Source organism: Halioxenophilus aromaticivorans, from assembly GCF_042850945.1.
GTDB classification, from domain to species: Bacteria; Pseudomonadota; Gammaproteobacteria; order Pseudomonadales; family Cellvibrionaceae; genus Halioxenophilus; species Halioxenophilus aromaticivorans.
This window is the reverse complement of the sequence record NZ_AP031496.1, coordinates 226921-244159: the sequence shown is the minus strand read 5'-3', so window position 1 is coordinate 244159 and position 17239 is coordinate 226921. Positions and strand designations below refer to the sequence as shown.

25 protein-coding genes are annotated in these 17239 nt (G+C 44.3%); 20 read left to right on the top strand and 5 right to left on the bottom strand.

The genetic code is table 11. The annotated features are described in order from the left end of the window. The first annotated feature begins 4 nt into the window (after window positions 1–4). From ACGHM3_RS01190 to ACGHM3_RS01170, 5 genes are all read left to right on the top strand, one after another. Window positions 5–370: a helix-turn-helix transcriptional regulator gene (locus ACGHM3_RS01190; RefSeq protein ID WP_345422137.1), complete on the top strand. Its 366-nt coding sequence runs from the start codon at window positions 5–7 to the stop codon at window positions 368–370. Between the two features lie 99 nt (window positions 371–469). Then, the gene (locus tag ACGHM3_RS01185) at window positions 470–931 is read left to right on the top strand and encodes a nucleotidyltransferase domain-containing protein (protein WP_390517746.1); all 462 of its coding nucleotides are present in this window, start codon (window positions 470–472) and stop codon (window positions 929–931) included. Between the two features lie 110 nt (window positions 932–1041). Beyond that, the gene (locus ACGHM3_RS01180; protein WP_345420392.1) at window positions 1042–1500 is read left to right on the top strand and encodes a hypothetical protein; all 459 of its coding nucleotides are present in this window, start codon (window positions 1042–1044) and stop codon (window positions 1498–1500) included. Window positions 1501–1618: 118 nt separating this feature from the next. Then, the gene (locus tag ACGHM3_RS01175) at window positions 1619–1975 is read left to right on the top strand and encodes an MmcQ/YjbR family DNA-binding protein (protein ID WP_345420389.1); all 357 of its coding nucleotides are present in this window, start codon (window positions 1619–1621) and stop codon (window positions 1973–1975) included. A gap of 133 nt (window positions 1976–2108) precedes the next feature. Beyond that, a complete protein-coding gene (locus tag ACGHM3_RS01170) occupies window positions 2109–3662 on the top strand; it encodes an IS1182 family transposase (RefSeq protein ID WP_390517745.1) in 1554 nt (517 codons plus the stop codon). A gap of 136 nt (window positions 3663–3798) precedes the next feature. Here ACGHM3_RS01170 and ACGHM3_RS01165 read toward each other — a convergent pair whose 3' ends face one another. Both ACGHM3_RS01165 and ACGHM3_RS01160 read right to left on the bottom strand, forming a co-directional pair. Further along, on the bottom strand, window positions 3799–4116 hold the full coding sequence (locus tag ACGHM3_RS01165) for a CcdB family protein (RefSeq protein WP_345421171.1): 318 nt from the start codon (window positions 4114–4116) through the stop codon (window positions 3799–3801). Continuing rightward, a complete protein-coding gene (locus tag ACGHM3_RS01160) occupies window positions 4116–4361 on the bottom strand; it encodes a type II toxin-antitoxin system CcdA family antitoxin (protein ID WP_345421177.1) in 246 nt (81 codons plus the stop codon). Before ACGHM3_RS01160 ends, ACGHM3_RS01165 begins: the two co-directional genes overlap by 1 nt. A gap of 202 nt (window positions 4362–4563) precedes the next feature. On the opposite strand from ACGHM3_RS01160, the gene ACGHM3_RS01155 reads away from it, so the two are divergent. The 4 genes from ACGHM3_RS01155 (at window position 4564) to ACGHM3_RS01140 (ending at window position 7184) form a co-directional block, all read left to right on the top strand. Then, the gene (locus tag ACGHM3_RS01155) at window positions 4564–5037 is read left to right on the top strand and encodes a GNAT family N-acetyltransferase (protein ID WP_345421182.1); all 474 of its coding nucleotides are present in this window, start codon (window positions 4564–4566) and stop codon (window positions 5035–5037) included. A gap of 17 nt (window positions 5038–5054) precedes the next feature. Next, a complete protein-coding gene (locus tag ACGHM3_RS01150) occupies window positions 5055–5528 on the top strand; it encodes a hypothetical protein (protein ID WP_390517744.1) in 474 nt (157 codons plus the stop codon). A gap of 610 nt (window positions 5529–6138) precedes the next feature. Further along, a complete protein-coding gene (locus tag ACGHM3_RS01145; protein WP_345421188.1) occupies window positions 6139–6579 on the top strand; it encodes a GNAT family N-acetyltransferase in 441 nt (146 codons plus the stop codon). A 149-nt stretch (window positions 6580–6728) separates the two neighbouring features. After that, entirely contained in the window at window positions 6729–7184 is a 456-nt protein-coding gene (locus tag ACGHM3_RS01140; RefSeq protein WP_345421191.1) for a DUF6194 family protein, read from the top strand. Window positions 7185–7629: 445 nt separating this feature from the next. Here ACGHM3_RS01140 and ACGHM3_RS01135 read toward each other — a convergent pair whose 3' ends face one another. Continuing rightward, on the bottom strand, window positions 7630–8586 hold the full coding sequence (locus ACGHM3_RS01135; RefSeq protein ID WP_390517743.1) for an IS110 family transposase: 957 nt from the start codon (window positions 8584–8586) through the stop codon (window positions 7630–7632). 355 nt (window positions 8587–8941) lie between these two features. Between ACGHM3_RS01135 and ACGHM3_RS01130 the strand changes: the two genes are divergently transcribed. The 9 genes from ACGHM3_RS01130 to ACGHM3_RS01090 all read left to right on the top strand — a co-directional run bounded on the left by ACGHM3_RS01130 (window position 8942) and on the right by ACGHM3_RS01090 (window position 15809). Continuing rightward, a complete protein-coding gene (locus ACGHM3_RS01130) occupies window positions 8942–9715 on the top strand; it encodes a hypothetical protein (RefSeq protein ID WP_345426174.1) in 774 nt (257 codons plus the stop codon). Further along, window positions 9715–10218 (top strand): PIN domain-containing protein, encoded by a 504-nt coding sequence (locus tag ACGHM3_RS01125; protein ID WP_345426176.1) that lies wholly within the window; start codon window positions 9715–9717, stop codon window positions 10216–10218. Before ACGHM3_RS01130 ends, ACGHM3_RS01125 begins: the two co-directional genes overlap by 1 nt. Window positions 10219–10393: 175 nt before the next feature. Beyond that, entirely contained in the window at window positions 10394–11947 is a 1554-nt protein-coding gene (locus tag ACGHM3_RS01120; protein WP_390517742.1) for an IS1182 family transposase, read from the top strand. A 154-nt stretch (window positions 11948–12101) separates the two neighbouring features. Then, complete coding sequence (locus tag ACGHM3_RS01115) at window positions 12102–12506, top strand: GNAT family N-acetyltransferase (protein WP_390517741.1); 405 nt, start codon at window positions 12102–12104, stop codon at window positions 12504–12506. Between the two features lie 142 nt (window positions 12507–12648). Beyond that, complete coding sequence (locus tag ACGHM3_RS01110) at window positions 12649–13047, top strand: hypothetical protein (RefSeq protein ID WP_345415927.1); 399 nt, start codon at window positions 12649–12651, stop codon at window positions 13045–13047. Window positions 13048–13135: 88 nt separating this feature from the next. Then, window positions 13136–13429 carry an IS66 family insertion sequence element accessory protein TnpA gene (gene tnpA / locus ACGHM3_RS01105; protein WP_345415930.1) on the top strand — a complete coding sequence of 98 codons (294 nt, stop codon included), beginning with the start codon at window positions 13136–13138 and terminating at the stop codon, window positions 13427–13429. Further along, window positions 13426–13782, top strand: a complete 357-nt coding sequence (gene tnpB, locus ACGHM3_RS01100; protein WP_390517740.1) for an IS66 family insertion sequence element accessory protein TnpB — start codon at window positions 13426–13428, stop codon at window positions 13780–13782. The genes tnpA and tnpB overlap by 4 nt, the downstream gene beginning before the upstream one ends. A gap of 20 nt (window positions 13783–13802) precedes the next feature. Further along, window positions 13803–15296: an IS66 family transposase gene (gene tnpC / locus ACGHM3_RS01095; protein ID WP_345415933.1), complete on the top strand. Its 1494-nt coding sequence runs from the start codon at window positions 13803–13805 to the stop codon at window positions 15294–15296. Window positions 15297–15443: 147 nt separating this feature from the next. Next, window positions 15444–15809, top strand: a complete 366-nt coding sequence (locus ACGHM3_RS01090) for a hypothetical protein (protein ID WP_390517739.1) — start codon at window positions 15444–15446, stop codon at window positions 15807–15809. Between the two features lie 69 nt (window positions 15810–15878). Here the strand turns inward: ACGHM3_RS01090 and ACGHM3_RS01085 are convergent, their stop codons facing one another. Together ACGHM3_RS01085 and ACGHM3_RS01080 are read right to left on the bottom strand one after the other, a co-directional pair. Further along, window positions 15879–16196, bottom strand: coding sequence for a CcdB family protein (locus tag ACGHM3_RS01085; RefSeq protein WP_345415936.1), 318 nt, complete (start codon window positions 16194–16196; stop codon window positions 15879–15881). Next, window positions 16196–16441, bottom strand: coding sequence for a type II toxin-antitoxin system CcdA family antitoxin (locus ACGHM3_RS01080; protein WP_345415939.1), 246 nt, complete (start codon window positions 16439–16441; stop codon window positions 16196–16198). Before ACGHM3_RS01080 ends, ACGHM3_RS01085 begins: the two co-directional genes overlap by 1 nt. 202 nt (window positions 16442–16643) lie before the next feature. Here ACGHM3_RS01080 and ACGHM3_RS01075 point away from each other — a divergent pair, with 202 nt between their 5' ends. Further along, window positions 16644–16922, top strand: a complete 279-nt coding sequence (locus tag ACGHM3_RS01075; protein WP_345415942.1) for a BrnT family toxin — start codon at window positions 16644–16646, stop codon at window positions 16920–16922. Then, the gene (locus tag ACGHM3_RS01070) at window positions 16919–17221 is read left to right on the top strand and encodes a CopG family antitoxin (RefSeq protein WP_345415945.1); all 303 of its coding nucleotides are present in this window, start codon (window positions 16919–16921) and stop codon (window positions 17219–17221) included. The genes ACGHM3_RS01075 and ACGHM3_RS01070 overlap by 4 nt, the downstream gene beginning before the upstream one ends. The last annotated feature ends 18 nt before the right edge of the window (window positions 17222–17239 follow it).

The window sequence follows — 17239 nt, the reverse complement described above, 5'->3', positions numbered from 1 at the left end:
AATAATGGCGGCGTTAGTGTTCTCAGGAGATTGTGCCATCAAAAATTGGAACGATAGAGTCCGAGAGCGGATGAAAGAGCTTGACCTAACACAAAAAGATATGGCTGAGCTGTTGGGCATCACCCAGGGGGCTATTTCAAACTATTTAAACGGAACTCGCGAACCAAATATGGACGTTTTAGCTAATTTGATACGCGAGCTTGGAGTCACTGCTGACTGGGTAGTCTTGGGCATACGCAACAAGTCAAAAGCTCAAAACTTTAATACAGTGGGCGTCAGTCAAAAATTCAGTCAACTTAGCAAAGCTGATAAATTTAAGGTAAATAATGCAATTGAGATCCTTGCTCTTAATGTTGACCAAGAACACTAACAAAGCCAACCACAATCGCACCAGCAAGCTGGTGCTGGACTCACAACAAGTTTCTCGCCTGTGTTGGCGGCGTTATACGAAACCTATATTTGAACTTCGATGCATAGAATACCTGCTCTAGACTGGATAATTGATTACCTGGATAAAGGTAATATCCCGTATTTAATATGCGGCGGTCTCGCAGCTCAAGCATATGGATCAACACGGCAGTTAGCCGATATTGATCTGTATGTACCAGATCAATTCATTAATCAAATTTCAGATATGGGGAAGGACTACGTCACTTTTGGTCCTGCACACCATATCGGTGAAAGGTGGGATCTCACCTATGTGCAATTTAACTATATAGATCAGATAGTTGAAATAGGTAGTGATAAAGAATGTAAAATATATGATTCAATTTCCAATTCATGGTACCAAAAGAAGCTCGACTTTAAAAAGTACCAATTGGTTTCGCTCTATGGCCGTCAACTCAGAGTAATGGAAAAAGATGAACTAATCACCTATAAGCGAGAACTAGCACGACAAGTAGATCTAGAAGATGTCAGTCAAATCGTATAACAAAAACAAGCACGGGAACCAGCTACGCTCCTCCAATTTGCGGTTCACTTCGTTCACTCTACCGCAAATTGGCTCCACTGCGCTGGTCCCGTGTTGTTGGCGTTAGATTTATGGCAGTAGCCATCACAAGTATGTATAGAATTGACAGAAACAGGTTAAGTAGGCTGCTAGCTGAAGAGAAACGACTTGCCGAAAACTTAAGAGGAATAAACCAATATGGTTGGCGGCTTTTAGATGACCGCAATACTTTGGATTTTGACATTGAATATTTTATGACATTCCATATCAATGGAATGAAGTACACCGATAAAATGTGGTGTGATGGCGCAGAGGTTTTAAAGCGGAAAAATGTTGGGCTTAATAAGTATCTTCTTGAAGGCAATTTATGGCTCATGCCAGAAGATGAAAGCAATACGCCGAAAGCTTATGAATCCTTCGATAAAACATGGTGTAGTACCTTAGCCTTTAAAGGCTATGTACTACTTAAATCAGGGGTATGTGAAATCAAATACTATGACTTTCGCATAACAGGGCAAGGTGTCAATGTTCGTTGTCGAAGAAAAATCTAACAAAAAGCTGCACCTGACATTTTTTGCTACGCTCAATTGTGTATGTCGCTGCGCTCCATTTTACACAATTTCTCTCCGCAAAAACTACAGGTGAGCTTGGCGTTAAGCAATACTAGTAATGGATGTAGAACAAGTTAAAGAATATTGTAGATCCTTTCCCGAAGCCATGGAAATGGAGAGCGGTCATCCCGCAAATGTACTTTCTTATAAAATAAGAGGGAAAAACTTCGCATACTTCAAAACTAGCGAGCCAGAACAGTGGCGCTTTAGTTTTCGAGTAACTCCGGACAGGTTTCTCGAGCTAACGGATCAGCCTGGAATAAAACCGGCAAGGTATATGCGTAGGTTCCATTGGGTCACTGTCGTAGATGTAAATACAATAGATTCTGTGTATCTTAAAGAGTTGGTAAGTTGGTCTTTTAGTAAGGCAGTTGCAAGTCTATCCAAGAAAGCTCAGGCAGAAATAAATGCTTAACAAACAAAGGCAACAGCGCCACTCCGTGGCTGGACGGCTTCGCCGCCGCTGCTTTGGGCGTTGAGACTGTAGAAAAACTCCAAAAACCAGTCGTTTTTCGCTAAAATGGGGTATCACCAAAGGGAGTTATTGTATGCCTAATTTCAAAACCCCTAACTACAACCAAGACACCATGGTTGTAGTCAATTTTGAAGAGCAGATTCGGCCTGGTACGTTTGAGTTTGTCCTGCATCACCTCATAGAAGACAAGCTCGATCTCTCAGCCTTTTACGACAAATATAAAAACGACACTGGCGGTCGCTCCGCTTACAACCCTTCTATTTTGTTGAAAATTATACTCTACGCCTATTACAAAGGAGTTCGCTCCAGTCGAGACATCGAGTGGGAATGCCAAAACAATATCATGTTTAAGGCACTCACGTGCGACACTACTCCTCATTTTACAAGTATCGCCAGCTTCATTAGCAGCCATCCCGACGCGATTGAAGATATCTTCACTCAGATTCTGATGGTGTGCGATGAGGAAGGTTTAATCGGCCACGAACTGATTGCTATTGATGGGTGCAAGATCTCCTCTAACGCCGCCAAAGAACATTCTGGCACCTTTGATGAGCTTGCGCGTAAGCGGGACAAGATTCAACAACAAATTAAAGCTTGCATGAAAGAACACAAGAGTCTGGATCGGCGTAGAAAAGGCGAAGGTGATAGGAAGGATCAACTCGAAAAAACACTCGGCACGCTGGATAAACACTTTAGCAAAATCGACCAATTCCTAAAGACAGCAGCCCCAAGGATGGGGCAAGGTAAACGGCCAAAGGAAGTAAAAAGCAATATCACCGACAATGAATCGGCTAAGATGCTTACCAGTAAAGGCACAATACAGGGCTACAACGGCGTCGCTGCCGTCGACAAAAAGCACCAAATCATTGTCGATGCCCAAGCATTCGGTGAAGGCCAAGAACACCACACACTAAAGCCAGTATTGGATAAGATTCAACAGCGTTACGCTGGTGCTGAATTCGGTAGTCTAATAGAAGACCAAATCGTTGTCACCGCTGATACCGGGTTTGCCAACGAAGCTAATTATGCCTATCTGAAAGAGGAAGAGATAAACGCCTACGTACCAGACAACGCCTTCCGATCTCGCGACCCAAAATTCAAAAGCCAGAAGAGCGATCACGGTAAGCGACACCAAGATAGCGTAAAAGGTGTAAAGAAAGTTATCCCGGCATCAGAGTTTAAATTAAACAAACGAAATAAAACCTGCATTTGCCCTGAAGGTAACGAAATGTGGTTGCGCAACGAAACAACAGACGACGTTGGAAAAGTGAAGCTCTTCTTTGAAGGAAAACTGACGGACTGCCGAATTTGCGCGAGAAAGCATGAATGTATGCGCAACCCCTCCTCCGCTGACACCAGAGAAGGCCACGGTAGACAAGTGTCCTTCACTGTGAACACTTCAAAATCACCAACTGCTTGGATGCAAAAGCGAGTAGATAGCCGGTACGGAAAACAAGTTTACGGGCATCGAATGTCTACAGTAGAACCGGTATTTGCTAACATAGGCACCCAGAAGGGGTTAGATCGTTTCTCACTTCGAGGGAAACGAAAGGTGCAGGGCCAATGGCAACTGTATTGTTTAGTCCATAATATTGAAAAAATCGCCAACTACGGGGCGATAAACTAGTGCTGTACCGACAACAAGTCGACGAACGCGATATCACATAAAATATCGACAGAACAGTTTAAAAATGGGTCGATGAGACTATGAGAAGTAGTAACGAAATACCAGGGATTGCCGATTTAGTTTTTCTACGGTCTCGTTATATGCCCGAAATGACGAAGTCCAAAGCAGCGATAATTTCGGAGCGGTAGCCTGAAAGGTCATAAACTTCTTTGCCAAGCACTGATCTCTCAACTCCGGCAATTTGCTGAGTCATCGCAATGTAAGGCTTCCCTTCAATATCAATTTGTGGACAAAGCTTGGTAATAGCTGACGAACCAGAGATTGAAGAAGGGCTCAAGGGAATCACTATAGTGGTTTTCAGCTCATCGAGAAGGTTTGACTGAATATCTAGTAATAATGGGTAGAGCTTTTTCGTTCTGCTGTTGGGATTTTTGTAGGCGATGAATTGAGCCATTAAAAGGATCTCAGATCATCACTGAAGGCGCCATGTTCTTCTACCAACTGATTGTACGAAGCAATGGTGTCTCGGTTCTCTTCGCGCCATAACTCTCGCTGCTTCTTACTAACTAGTTCAATTAGGGCGGATTCAAGAGTAGCGGATAAGTTGATTTTTAGTGCCTTGGCTTTTGATAGTAAGTCACTGTTTATACTAACATTAGTTGGCTTTTTAGTGGCCTGGGAATTATAAAGTTGTTGCATGATCTTGCCCCTATCTACATACTTGCTGGTAAGGAATGCGCATGGTGTATAGGCATCAATCATATAACAATCGCATGCAGTGGAGCAACCTACGCTCCGCCCGTTTTGTGCATTCCCTGCGGTCATTTTTGCACAAATCGGGCTCCACTACGGTTGCCCACTGATGCGGGCGTTATAAGTCATAGGTGAGATCCCGGAAAAAATGCAAGTATCATTAGTGTCAATGAATCATTACGAGTATTTAGCTTTCATTGAAATGGCTATACCAGCCTATGCACAAGCCAATATTGATTCTGGGCGTTGGGATGTGTCTGATGCGTTGGAGAGGGCAAGAAATTCCTATAACTCTTTATTGCCTCAGGGAATAGAAACCCAAGAGAACTATATATTCATTATCAAAGAAACCATAAGTAATGAAAAAGTCGGTCATATATGGGTAAAAGTCGAAGAAGCTGTGCCTACTAAACCAGCATTTATATACAATGTCGAAATTTATGAAAACTATCGTAGAAAGGGATATGGCAAATCTGCTCTTCAAGCTATCGAAAAATATGTATCAACATTGGGAGCAAAAAGTTTGGGCCTCCACGTTTTTAGCCATAATTCAGCCGCTAGAGCTTTATACGAGAGCGCTGGTTATCGAGTAAGTGGTCATAATATGCAAAAAAATATTTAGGCAAATGGCAAATAACAATGCCAACCACAATCGCGCCAGCAAGCTGGCGCTGGACTCGCAACAAGTTGCTCGCCTGTGTTGGCGGCGTTATGCGTCACACTAGCGTTCAATTAAGGAGCAATATGAAGAAGTTTTTGGTAACAGTTTTCGCGATATTTGGAATTGGCAACACCAGCGCGCAACAGATGCATGAAGCCTCTGCAGGATTCGACTCCGAGCTCGTTTTACCGTTCCTGCAGCAACTAAATGACGAGCTGGGCCTGAACTTGGATGCCATTGCTCTAGATCAGTTTTCGGAGAATCTACCCTATGATCAGGAAGCCTGGAAAGATCTTCGGGTAAATTATCAGGGTTCTGAAATTCCTCTCAGATATCAGGTCTTCAAGGACGATCCTTACGCCCCCGACCTGTATTTTCTAACACCCTCGGAAGAGCTTGCAGCCTCGATACAGAGTCAGATAGACACGTTTTTTACGGAGCATGGAATGTGACGAATAACAATACCAGGCACAATCGCCAGCAAGCTGGCTGGACCTTCGCTGCGTTGCTCGGTTTGTGCCTTAACGCTACGCTGGCACAAACCAATCAACACAGCTCCGGCCTGTGCTGGTAGCGTTATAAGTCTACGGTGGTTTTAAGGCAAGCAATCTGAACCATTGTAGTGAACCCCAACAAAGTATCAGTGCAATGCAGAAGCTCCGCAGCACCACCTACAGCGTAAAGCTAAAGTAGCAATACATCACAAGGGTGGTAAACTTAGGCTCAGCATCAAAACAGAAATCGGAAGGCAGCAACGTGGCACCAACGGAAGGTAAAGCAGCAACACACCCCCTCCTCCCGTTCGTTCTCAGCAGCCCGCGAAACAGCAAACCAAACTGTACAACCGTGGCCCACACTTTTGTACGTGCCACGCATATTTAAAATAGCAGGTAGTGCAACTTGGCCACCACATATAACAATACCAGGCACACTCGCCAGCAAGCTGGCTGGACCTCCGCTGCGTTGCTCGGTTTGTGCTTTACCGCTACGCTTGCACAAACCAATCAACACAGCTCCGGCCTGTGCTGGTAGCGTTAAGTGTCACGAGGCTTCATAGTCCCAATGATAGAATCAGTATCGAAAAAAAACTTGTCAGAGGTACTCCCGTTAATTCGAGCGTATCAGGAATTCTATAAAGTAACGAATATTAGCGACGATAAGAACTTTGAATTCCTTTCACAATTCGGTGAACACAGTCCTTCAGGTTGCCAATTTCTCTTCAGGAAAGATAGTGATGTAGTCGGATTCGCTACAGTATACTTCTCGCATGCAACGACTATTACGAGCAAGGTTGCCGTTTTAAACGACTTGTACACGTTGCCGACCCATCGCCGAACTGGTATTGCAAGAATGCTCATAGAACGCTGCCGTGAATTCGCTGCTGAAAGCGGTGCCTTTAGATTGCAGTGGGTAACCGCTCCAGCTAATGAGCAAGCACAGAAACTCTACGATTCACTTGATACGAACAAAAGTACGTGGCACTTTTATACCTACAACACTTAACAAACACGATCAGCACCGATTGCTGTCGCAATCGTGGACCTCTCTACGCTCCGCTTTTTTTGTGGTATCGCTTCGCTCCTTTTACCACAAAAAATGCTCTGCTCCGGTCGGCCGCTGTCGTTTGGCGTTAGCAGTTTTGAGGAAATTTCGTGCAAGTAAAAGATATTGTCGCAAGAATCAAAACTGATTTTGAAGGTGTCGTTCCCAAGGCAAGCTGGGGGGAAACCTCATTCTTTTACAACCCCGGTATGGCACTACCTAATGGCGTATACTTCTGCACCCTGAAAGAAAAGAACGGTGATAACGACAAGGCATCCGAGCTAGATCGTGATGGTGTATTTAGGTTAAGTATCGGGATCGCAAAACAGTCTTATGAAAAGCACTTTGGCAGTAAACCTAAAAGACCGCCTAAGGGTGGCATCATTGATACTGGTCATGATTTCACGGCGTTAAATAAACTCATGCCCCACCCAATCTACGGATGGATGTCCTGGGTTCAGGTGTTAAACCCAAGCGTATCCATGTTTGAAGATTTACTTCCTTTAATAGCCGAGGCGCACGAAAATGCCGTCATCAAATTCAACAAAAAAACAGCTAACAAATAGCTGCACCGGATAAAATACTCGCTTTGCTCGTATTTTTCCGGTGAGCTAGGCGTTATAAGTCTACGGTGGTTGTGGGGGTTATGAGCTGAACCATCACAGTGATTCACAGCAAAGTATCCGTGCGACACCTTAGTCCCCTAGCGCGGTCAGCACTGCACAAACAAAGTAGCAATACCCATCCAGGGTGGTAAACTTAGGCTAGGCACCAAAGCAGAAATCGCAAGGCAGCTACGTGGCACCAACGGAAGGTAAAGCACCAAATCAACACCCTCTTCCCGTTCGTTCTCAGCAGCCCGCGAAACGACGCACTAAATTTCAAAACCGTGGCCCGCACCTTTTGGCTGTGCTACACATAAACTAAACAGCAGGTAGCGCAACTTGGCCACCACATATAACAAGCGACTGTGGTTCCAAGTCAAGTCTACCGCAAGCAATTCTTACTTTATTAGGCCTCTTGCCACCGACTTCCATCACGCACCATGGCGTTTAATATGGTCATCATTTTTCGCATGCAGGCGGTGAGCGCTACCTTCTTGTGCTTTCCTGATGCAACCAACTTGTTGAAGAAGTTTTTCATGATTGGATTACATTGAATCGCACTCATCATTGCCATATACAAAACGGTTCTAATTGGTGCTCGGCCACCTTTGATTCTTCGTTTGCCTCGCATGCTCCCACTATCTCGATTGTAGGGCGCTAACCCGCAAAGCGCGCCGACTTGTCGGCTACTCAATGAACCAAGTTCTGGTAGCTCTCCTAAGAGCGTATGCGCTACCGCCGGACCTACACCAGGAACGCTCAACAAGAGATCATAGGTAGATTGCCATTCCGTCACCTCAGCCACAGCTTTCGTAAGTCGAACGTTGACCCAATCTATTTCTTTGTCCAGAACTTTAATTAGTCTAGCGTGCGATCTCTCTAATCTGTTTACTGACTTGTGAAGCCGATTAAGCTCTTGGGTTCTAGCTTCGATCAACTGTCGCTTTCTCGCCAGTAAGTCCTTGACGTACCGTACCTTTTTGCTACTTATTGCTCTAACCTCAGGCTTCATAATCGCACTGAATTGAGCAATGATTCGAGCATCAATCTTATCCGTTTTAGCCATCACTCCTTGAGCCTTCGCGAACTGCCGAATATTCATAGGTTGAACAACGACAACCGGCATGTCTGCGTCTGCCAAAGCTTCAACGAGCGATCGCTCATATCCACCTGTGGCCTCAACAACGATTCGGGTTAAGTTATAACGCCGTAAAGTTTTAATAAGATTTTTAATGTCACTTTCTGTGTTGTGAATTTGCCAATAACGATCACACTCCAAAATGTGAATATCGAGAAAAGTTTTACCCACATCGATACCAATATTTCGTTCTTGTTTGATGTTCGCTCTAGAGGTTGTGTTCATAACTCACCCTTGCTACATTCGGGCTCGTGGCCCCTTCGACTGTTCGAGTTAAAAGTAGGGTCAGCACGGCGCTCCGGCTTGTTAACGGACTCGGTAATACCGGTGCCTTTCAGCCATCGAGCTACCGTGCTGAATGTCTGTTGCCGCAGACATGGGCCACACTTTATCGCTTAGATAACAGGAAGGGAAATCGTGTTATTCCAACCATACAATTCCAGCCACACTCGCCAGCAAGCTGGCTGGACCTCCGCTATGTTGCTCGGTTTGTGCCTTATCGCTACGCTGGCACAAACCAATCAACACAGCTCCGGCCTGTGCTGGTAGCGTTAGCTGAATACCATCATCGAGATTCATTATGGACGAAGAATTAAAAATAAGATTGAGGGGTGAAGGCATAAAGCCTGGGCTCATAAGGTCAAGAGAAATTGCGGAGATCCTCGAGTCTGTTGAGGAGATGGCGATAGCTGAAGCGTTAAAACATAACCCTGAACTTTCGAAGGAAGACATAATAGTTGGATTCTATGCCATTGAAGATGAAAGCATCGGTCTAAAATTCAAAACCACATTTGCGGCTGCGGTCGTATCAGCTTTCGTGATAGCAGCTGAGGCAGTAGAGCGCGGTGATTTTGAATCGCTTACACCCCAGAGCTTGAACTCCTTAAAGGTAGTTTCATCATTCTCTAAGCGCCATTCGTGCGATGCAATTATAGGCTCTGGTAGCAACAAAGAAGTCACGATAATTTCACCAAATACGGTAATACCTAGCCCTACGTATATTTATGGGCAAACCGAAATTTTGGGCAAGGTTATTCGTGTTGGTGGTAAAACGCCAAAAGCGATGATAGAGCTAATGGATGGCAGCACGCTGTATTGTGAAGTGCCAGAAGATATTGCTAAAGAATTGGGCCACAAGCTGTATTCGTTGGCAAAATTTGAAGGTACTGCAAAGTGGGAGTCAAAAACGTTAGAGCTTGACGAGTTCAAAATTCACACCGTAAAAGAATTTCCAAACATTGACCCAACAAAAGTTCTAGGTGAGCTTTCGGACATGGTTGGAGATGCATTTTTTGGCATAAAGGATGTTTCTGCCTTCGTAACCGATCTCCGTAATGGTGGAGGTGATGAGTAATGAAGTTGGTTTGTGTTGATACTCATATACTCATATGGGGCATTAGGGAGCGTGCCGAAGACGGTCAAGAAGTTATGATTCATCGAACCAAAGCATTCATTGAATGGTGTAGGTCTAATAAAACCACAATAATGGTGCCATCAATTGTTGTCGGTGAACTTCTCACAGCAATTGAACCTATGCATCATGCTATGGTGGTTAACCTGTTGGAGAGCGGCTTTGATTTGCCATCATATGATGCGAAGGCTGCTGCATTGTTTGCTCGCCTGTGGCGAGAAAAACAAGAATCCGGTCTTGTTGCGAAGTTGCAAAAAGAAATGCAAGCAACAAGACAGGAATTGAAAGCAGATTGTATGATTGTTGCAACCGCAATTACACGTAATGCGGAAGTATTGTATAGCCACGACGCTAAATTAAAGAAATTTGCAAATGGCAATATTGCAGTAAAAGAAATACCTGAACTTCAATATCAGGAAGCGCTTCAACTTGAACCCGTCAGCTAACAAGCACAAGCAAGGGACCAAACTTCGCTCCGCCAATTTGCGGTTCGCTTTGCTCACTTTACCGCAAATTGGCTCCACTACGTTTGGCCCCTGTTGTGGGCGTTGAGACTGTAGAAAAACTCCAAAAACCAGTCGTTTTTCGCTAAAATGGGGTATCACCAAAGGGAGTTATTGTATGCCTAATTTCAAAACCCCTAACTACAACCAAGACACCATGGTTGTAGTCAATTTTGAAGAGCAGATTCGGCCTGGTACGTTTGAGTTTGTCCTGCATCACCTCATAGAAGACAAGCTCGATCTCTCAGCCTTTTACGGTAAATATAAAAACGACACTGGCGGTCGCTCCGCTTACAACCCTTCTATTTTGTTGAAAATTATACTCTACGCCTACTACAAAGGAGTTCGCTCCAGTCGAGACATCGAGTGGGAATGCCAAAACAATATCATGTTTAAGGCACTCACGTGCGACACTACTCCTCATTTTACAAGTATCGCCAGCTTCATTAGCAGCCATCCCGACGCGATTGAAGATATCTTCACTCAGATTCTGATGGTGTGCGATGAGGAAGGTTTAATCGGCCACGAACTGATTGCTATTGATGGGTGCAAGATCTCCTCTAACGCCGCCAAAGAACATTCTGGCACCTTTGATGAGCTTGCGCGTAAGCGGGACAAGATTCAACAACAAATTAAAGCTTGCATGAAAGAACACAAGAGTCTGGATCGGCGTAGAAAAGGCGAAGGTGATAGGAAGGATCAACTCGAAAAAACACTCGGCACGCTGGATAAACACTTTAGCAAAATCGACCAATTCCTAAAGACAGCAGCCCCAAGGATGGGGCAAGGTAAACGGCCAAAGGAAGTAAAAAGCAATATCACCGACAATGAATCGGCTAAGATGCTTACCAGTAAAGGCACAATACAGGGCTACAACGGCGTCGCTGCCGTCGACAAAAAGCACCAAATCATTGTCGATGCCCAAGCATTCGGTGAAGGCCAAGAACACCACACACTAAAGCCAGTATTGGATAAGATTCAACAGCGTTACGCTGGTGCTGAATTCGGTAGTCTAATAGAAGACCAAATCGTTGTCACCGCTGATACCGGGTTTGCCAACGAAGCTAATTATGCCTATCTGAAAGAGGAAGAGATAAACGCCTACGTACCAGACAACGCCTTCCGATCTCGCGACCCAAAATTCAAAAGCCAGAAGAGCGATCACGGTAAGCGACACCAAGATAGCGTAAAAGGTGTAAAGAAAGTTATCCCGGCATCAGAGTTTAAATTAAACAAACGAAATAAAACCTGCATTTGCCCTGAAGGGAATCAAATGTGGTTACATACGGAATCGATAGACGACTACGGTAAAATGAAACTCGCATTTGAAGGGAAGTTGACAGATTGCCGCAACTGCGTGAGAAAGCATGAATGTATGCGCAACCCCTCCTCCGCTGACACCAGAGAAGGCCACGGTAGACAAGTGTCCTTCACTGTGAACACTTCAAAATCACCAACTGCTTGGATGCAAAGACGAGTGGATAGTCGGTACGGAAAACAAGTTTACGGGCATCGAATGTCTACAGTAGAACCGGTGTTTGCTAACATAGGCACCCAGAAAGGGTTAAATCGATTCTCTCTTCGAGGCAAACAAAAGGTGCAGGGACAATGGCAACTATATTGTTTAGTCCATAATATTGAAAAAATCGCCAACTACGGGGCGATAAACTAGTGGCGTAGCGACAACAAGTCGACGAACGCGATATCACATAAAATATCGACAGAACAGTTTAAAAATGGGTCGATGAGACTATGAGAAGTAGTAACGAAATACCAGGGATTGCCGATTTAGTTTTTCTACAGTCTCGTTATATTTCAAGGAAACTATGTACTACGAAAACGAAGATTATCGTATAAGTGATGACCGAGAAGATATTCAACTAGATATGGTAGAGTCACTACTAAGGTCATCATACTGGGCGAGTGAGCGAAGCCTAGAAACCATGAAAACCTCCATAGAAAATAGTATTTGCTTTTCACTTTTTTTCAATGGCGGTCAAGTTGGTTTTGCACGGGTAGTAACAGACTTTGCTTCGGTCGCTTATATTGCTGATCTAATTATTCACCCTGACCACCGTTCTAAAGGTGTAGGTAAATGGATGTTTGGGGTTATAGCCAACGACCCACGCTGGAATTCTAAGTTTCAATTCCTAGCTACGGATGACGCACATGGTTTATATGAGAAGTTTGGTTTTTCAGGTAGTAATAAATTAATGAGCACAAAAATATAACAAGTTGCTCAAACATCGTTCCGGCGCAAAAAAACGCGCCTCCACTGGACAGCCTACGCTGCGCTTCGGCTGCCGTTTAGCAAGGCGTTATGACTTCTCACAAAATTCGACTAAGTAATAGTTAACACAAGGATATTTAAACATGTCTGAATTGCACATAATTCGTGTTAGTTTGATGAGGATACTTTACTTCCTCACATTTATTACATTAGTCACATGGTGGCCAAGACTGTTTTCACATGATGGAACATGGGATCCTTTAACGGGTGTAGGGATATCTTTCTATGCGGTGGCTTCCATATTGGCATTAGTTGGTATCGCCTATCCAATTCAAATGATCCCATTACTGTTGATACAGTTACTCTATAAAGCTACTTGGGTACTTTTTGTTGGTTTACCTATTACGTCGTCAGGTGCCGAAAGTGCTTTTGCAGAGGAACTCATGATTGCAAATTCCGTTGGTGTGGTTATCGATTTGTTAGTAATACCATGGTTTTTCGTATTTAAAAAATATTTTGGCTTACCGAAACTAAAGCCATAAAATGTTTGTAAGCGCCTAACCAACCACACCCTATTGTTAGCATCCAACATCAATTAACCTCCGAGTAACTCAACTTCAGAGGTTCATCATGGCTCGTCTATCTCGCCAGCAGTGGCAAGCTCTTATCGTAGAATTTGAAAATAGCGGACAAACTCAAACCGAATTTTGTAAACAGCGCGACATCAACCCAAAATACTTCAGCTTAAAGCGTAGTAAACTTATTGCGGACGATGCCGTCGATCGGCCGGCATTTACTGAAGTGGTTTTGGCTTCACCGAGAACTGGCGGTACAGTTGAAATCACCTTGGGCAAGGTTACCATAACCATGCCGCAGACTACTCACCCAGCCTATCTCGCTGAAGTAATTCGAGCACTGGCATGATCGAATGGCGTAGCGACATCCCAATCTATCTGCATAGAGCACCCGTCGACTTTAGGAAGTCGATTAATGGTTTATCGGTAATAGTTGCGGAGTCGATGACACTACCAATCAACCAGCCTAGCCTATTTGTCTTCTGCAATAAGAATCGGCGGCAGTTAAAAGTGCTGTATTGGGACCAGACCGGCTTCGCTCTGTGGCAAAAGCGCTTAGAGCAAGATAAGTTTAAATGGCCACGCCAGGGCCGCAGTGACACTATTACATTCAACCACGAACAGTGGTGTTGGCTGCTCAGAGGGTTCGATGTCAGCAAAATTAACTCACATTCTCCAATTTACTATCGAGATGTTGTCTAAGCTCAAGTAAAATATGGGCTATGAACCGTGTCGATGAGCTCGAAAAAGAAAACCAACTCTTGCGGGAGCAGATAGCGCAAATCCGCGTCAAAAACTCGCTGTTGCAAGAGCATATAGATCTTCTGCTCAGTCGCCGGTTTAGCGTCTCTTCAGAAAAGCTTTCACCCGATCAGCTTGGTCTATTTAACGAAGCTGAGGCGCTAGAGCTTGAAGAAGATCTAGGCGCTTCAAACGAAACAGTCACTGTTGCCAGCCACCAGAGAAAAGCCAAGCCCCGGGTCAGTATCCCAACGGATTTACCGCGTGAGGAGATCATTCACGATCTAGCTGAATCAGAGAAAATATGCCCCAAAGACGGTGCTGCTCTGAAGGTGATTGGTAGTGAGGATCACGAACAGCTTGATATCATCCCTGCGCAGATTAAAGTTCTTCTCCATCGTCGATTGAAATACGCTTGCCCTTGCTGTGAACAGCATGTGGTTACTGCCAGTAAACCAAAGCAACCTGTTGAAAAAAGTATCGCCAGCCCTGGTTTGCTCGCCTTTGTCGCAGTACAAAAGTATGCTGATGCACTGCCGCTGTACCGGCAAAGCGAAATGTCTAAGCGCGCTGGTATCACCCTTGATCGCACCAATCTCGCTAACTGGATGGTGAAATGTGGAGAGCTGATACAACCACTGATTAATTTACTGACCGAACATGTCCAGCAGCAGCCCTTAATCCACATGGATGAAACCACTCTGCAAGTCCTGGACGAGCCAGGAAAAACAGCGCAGAGTAAAAGTTACCTATGGCTAATGGCAACCTTCGATATGCAGTCTGCCATTGTTTATCACTACCGAGACAGCCGTTCGCAAGCTGTGCCACTGGAACTACTAACAAACCAAACTGGAGCCGTAATGCTCGATGGTTACGAGTGGTACCAAAAAGCTTGTGAAACCTACCATATCAAACGTCTAGGCTGTTGGGCTCATGCTCGCAGAAAGTTTGTAGAAGCACAGAAACTGCAAATGAAAACCGGCAAAGCTGATCAGGCTATAGCATTTATCCAAAAACTGTACGCCATCGAGAAGCGGATTAAAGAAAAACCGCCCAACGAACGTTATAGAGCCCGTCAACGAGAGGCAGCACCAATCCTAGAAAAGCTCAAAGCCTGGAAAAACAAAAGTCTAGTCACAGTAGTGCCGACCTCAGTACTTGGTAAGGCATTAAAATACTTAGATAACCAGTGGCATCGACTCGTTAGTTACTTAGATGACGGCATTTATCCTATCGATAATAATCCGGCGGAGCGTGCAATACGTCCCTTTACCATCGGTAGAAAAAATTGGCTGTTTAGCAAAAGTCAGGCTGGAGCCAAAGCCAGCGCCAATCTCTACAGCCTAATCGAGACTGCTAAAGCGAACGACCTGAATGTGTACGATTATCTATCACGTGTTTTTACAGATCTACCGAACGCGAATGGCCTTGACGATATAGAAGCGTTGCTTCCATGGAATATGACCCTAGCCTAGCGCGGACTTCGATTGGCGCTTACAAATGTTTATATCTGTCAATCAAGAATATAACAAACCAACCAAGCGCGCATTAATTGCCTAAAACGCAATTAATGCTGGACTCGTTTCGCGTTGCTCCGCTTGTTGGGACGTTATGTTTAAACCATGAGAAAGATTTGTATCACATTTGTAGCACTGGTCCTTTCATACAATTGCAATGCACTAGATGTTTCGTGTGGCGAGCTAAAAGAAAAAGATGGAGAGGGGATTCTCTTGGTTTCATATTCGAGAGAAGAGGACGAGAAACTTGTTAGTATCCAAGTCCCCAAAGTTCACAACGGGCGTGATTTTTATCAGGTACTTCTAGTTCTTGGGCCAAAGAATGAATATGTAGTACCCATTAACGCCAAAGAAGACGATACTCATTTCTCGGCTTGGTTTTTGGCAACAGATGAATATATTAATCAACTAGTCATAAAAGCCCTCTATGGCGCAAAATGCCCGTATGTCATTACTACTAAACTACGATAAACATAACAAGCGCAACCAGGCAGGGACAAACTTTCCGCCGGCGCTCCAAGTTTGCCCCTGTTGCGGTCGTTAAATGCCCGTGATAGCGAAATCCAACGCGGCGATAATTTCGTCTCGGAAATGGCTAAGTGAACCTATAGGTTTGTTTAATGTTTTAGATGGAATGGATGCAATTTGAGGTATGAGCAATAACAGCTTTTCTCCATCGTATTCTATTTCTGGGGTTAAGCCTTTCATGCTTTCACTTTTGAAGTTTTGCTGCTTCCCAAGAGGGACAACAATTCTTGTCGCAATATCCGAAATAATGGGACTTTGAGTATCAACAATGTAAGGAAAAAGGCTGCGGGTGTTTCGGCTTGGGTTAAGGTAAACGTCAAACTGGGCCATTAAAACGCCCTATATTCATCACCAAAACATCCATGCTCCTCAGCAAACTCATTGTAGGCTCGTATGGCATTTTTATTCTCCTCGGCCCACTTGTCATTTCTGGCTTTGGACAGTTTTTCGGTGAGGGCTTGTTCCAATGTAGCCGAAAGGTTAATGTTCATGGCCCTGCACTTATTCAGTAAGTCACTGTTTAAGCTAAGATTTGTGGGTTTTTTGGGAGCTTCCAAGTCAAATAGCGGCTCCATAATTTGGTCCTCCAAAATTGGGAAATCTTGGCGTTATGCGCATGCGAGTGCGCATTGTAAAGCATTTAACAAACATATCAAAAATCGCTCCACTTCGTTCCGCTGGACCTCCTTACGCTAAGCTCCAGTCGGCCTTTTACGTGGGCGTTAGCCTCACTTTGCCTGATGACAAAATGCACACAATCATGTTAGTATGATGTGCATGAAAATCTACAATTGGAATTCTGATAAAAATCAAGAGCTTATCCTCGAAAGGGATATATCCTTTGAGGAGGCTATTTTTTATATAGAGAATGGCGGCTTGCTGGATGACATCGTTCATCCAAATAAATCAGACTATCCAAATCAGCGGGTTTTCATACTTCGAATAGTGGATTACGTTTACCTTGTTCCATACGTTGAAACTGAGGAAGAGGTATTCCTAAAAACAATTATCCCCAGCAGAAAATTTACCAAGAAATATCTTGGAGGTGGATCATGAACAAAACCAAATTATCGAAAGAGGAAAAAGAACTCCTTAATGCTGTTGAGGCTGGTGAGTATGAATCAGTATTAACTGAGTCCCGGAAAAAGGAATTGGAAGCAATTGCTGCCAATACTTCCAAAAAAGACAAAAGGATTAATATCCGTATCTCCAATCGAGACTTAACTGCTATCCAGTCTAGGGCACTCGAAGAAGGTATTCCCTATCAAACGTTTGTTTCGAGCATTATCCACAAATACATTTCCGGCTCCCTGAAAGATCTCACAGCTAACAAGTCAAGCAAGCGAACGCAGTAAACTGCGCCGCTTCTTGAG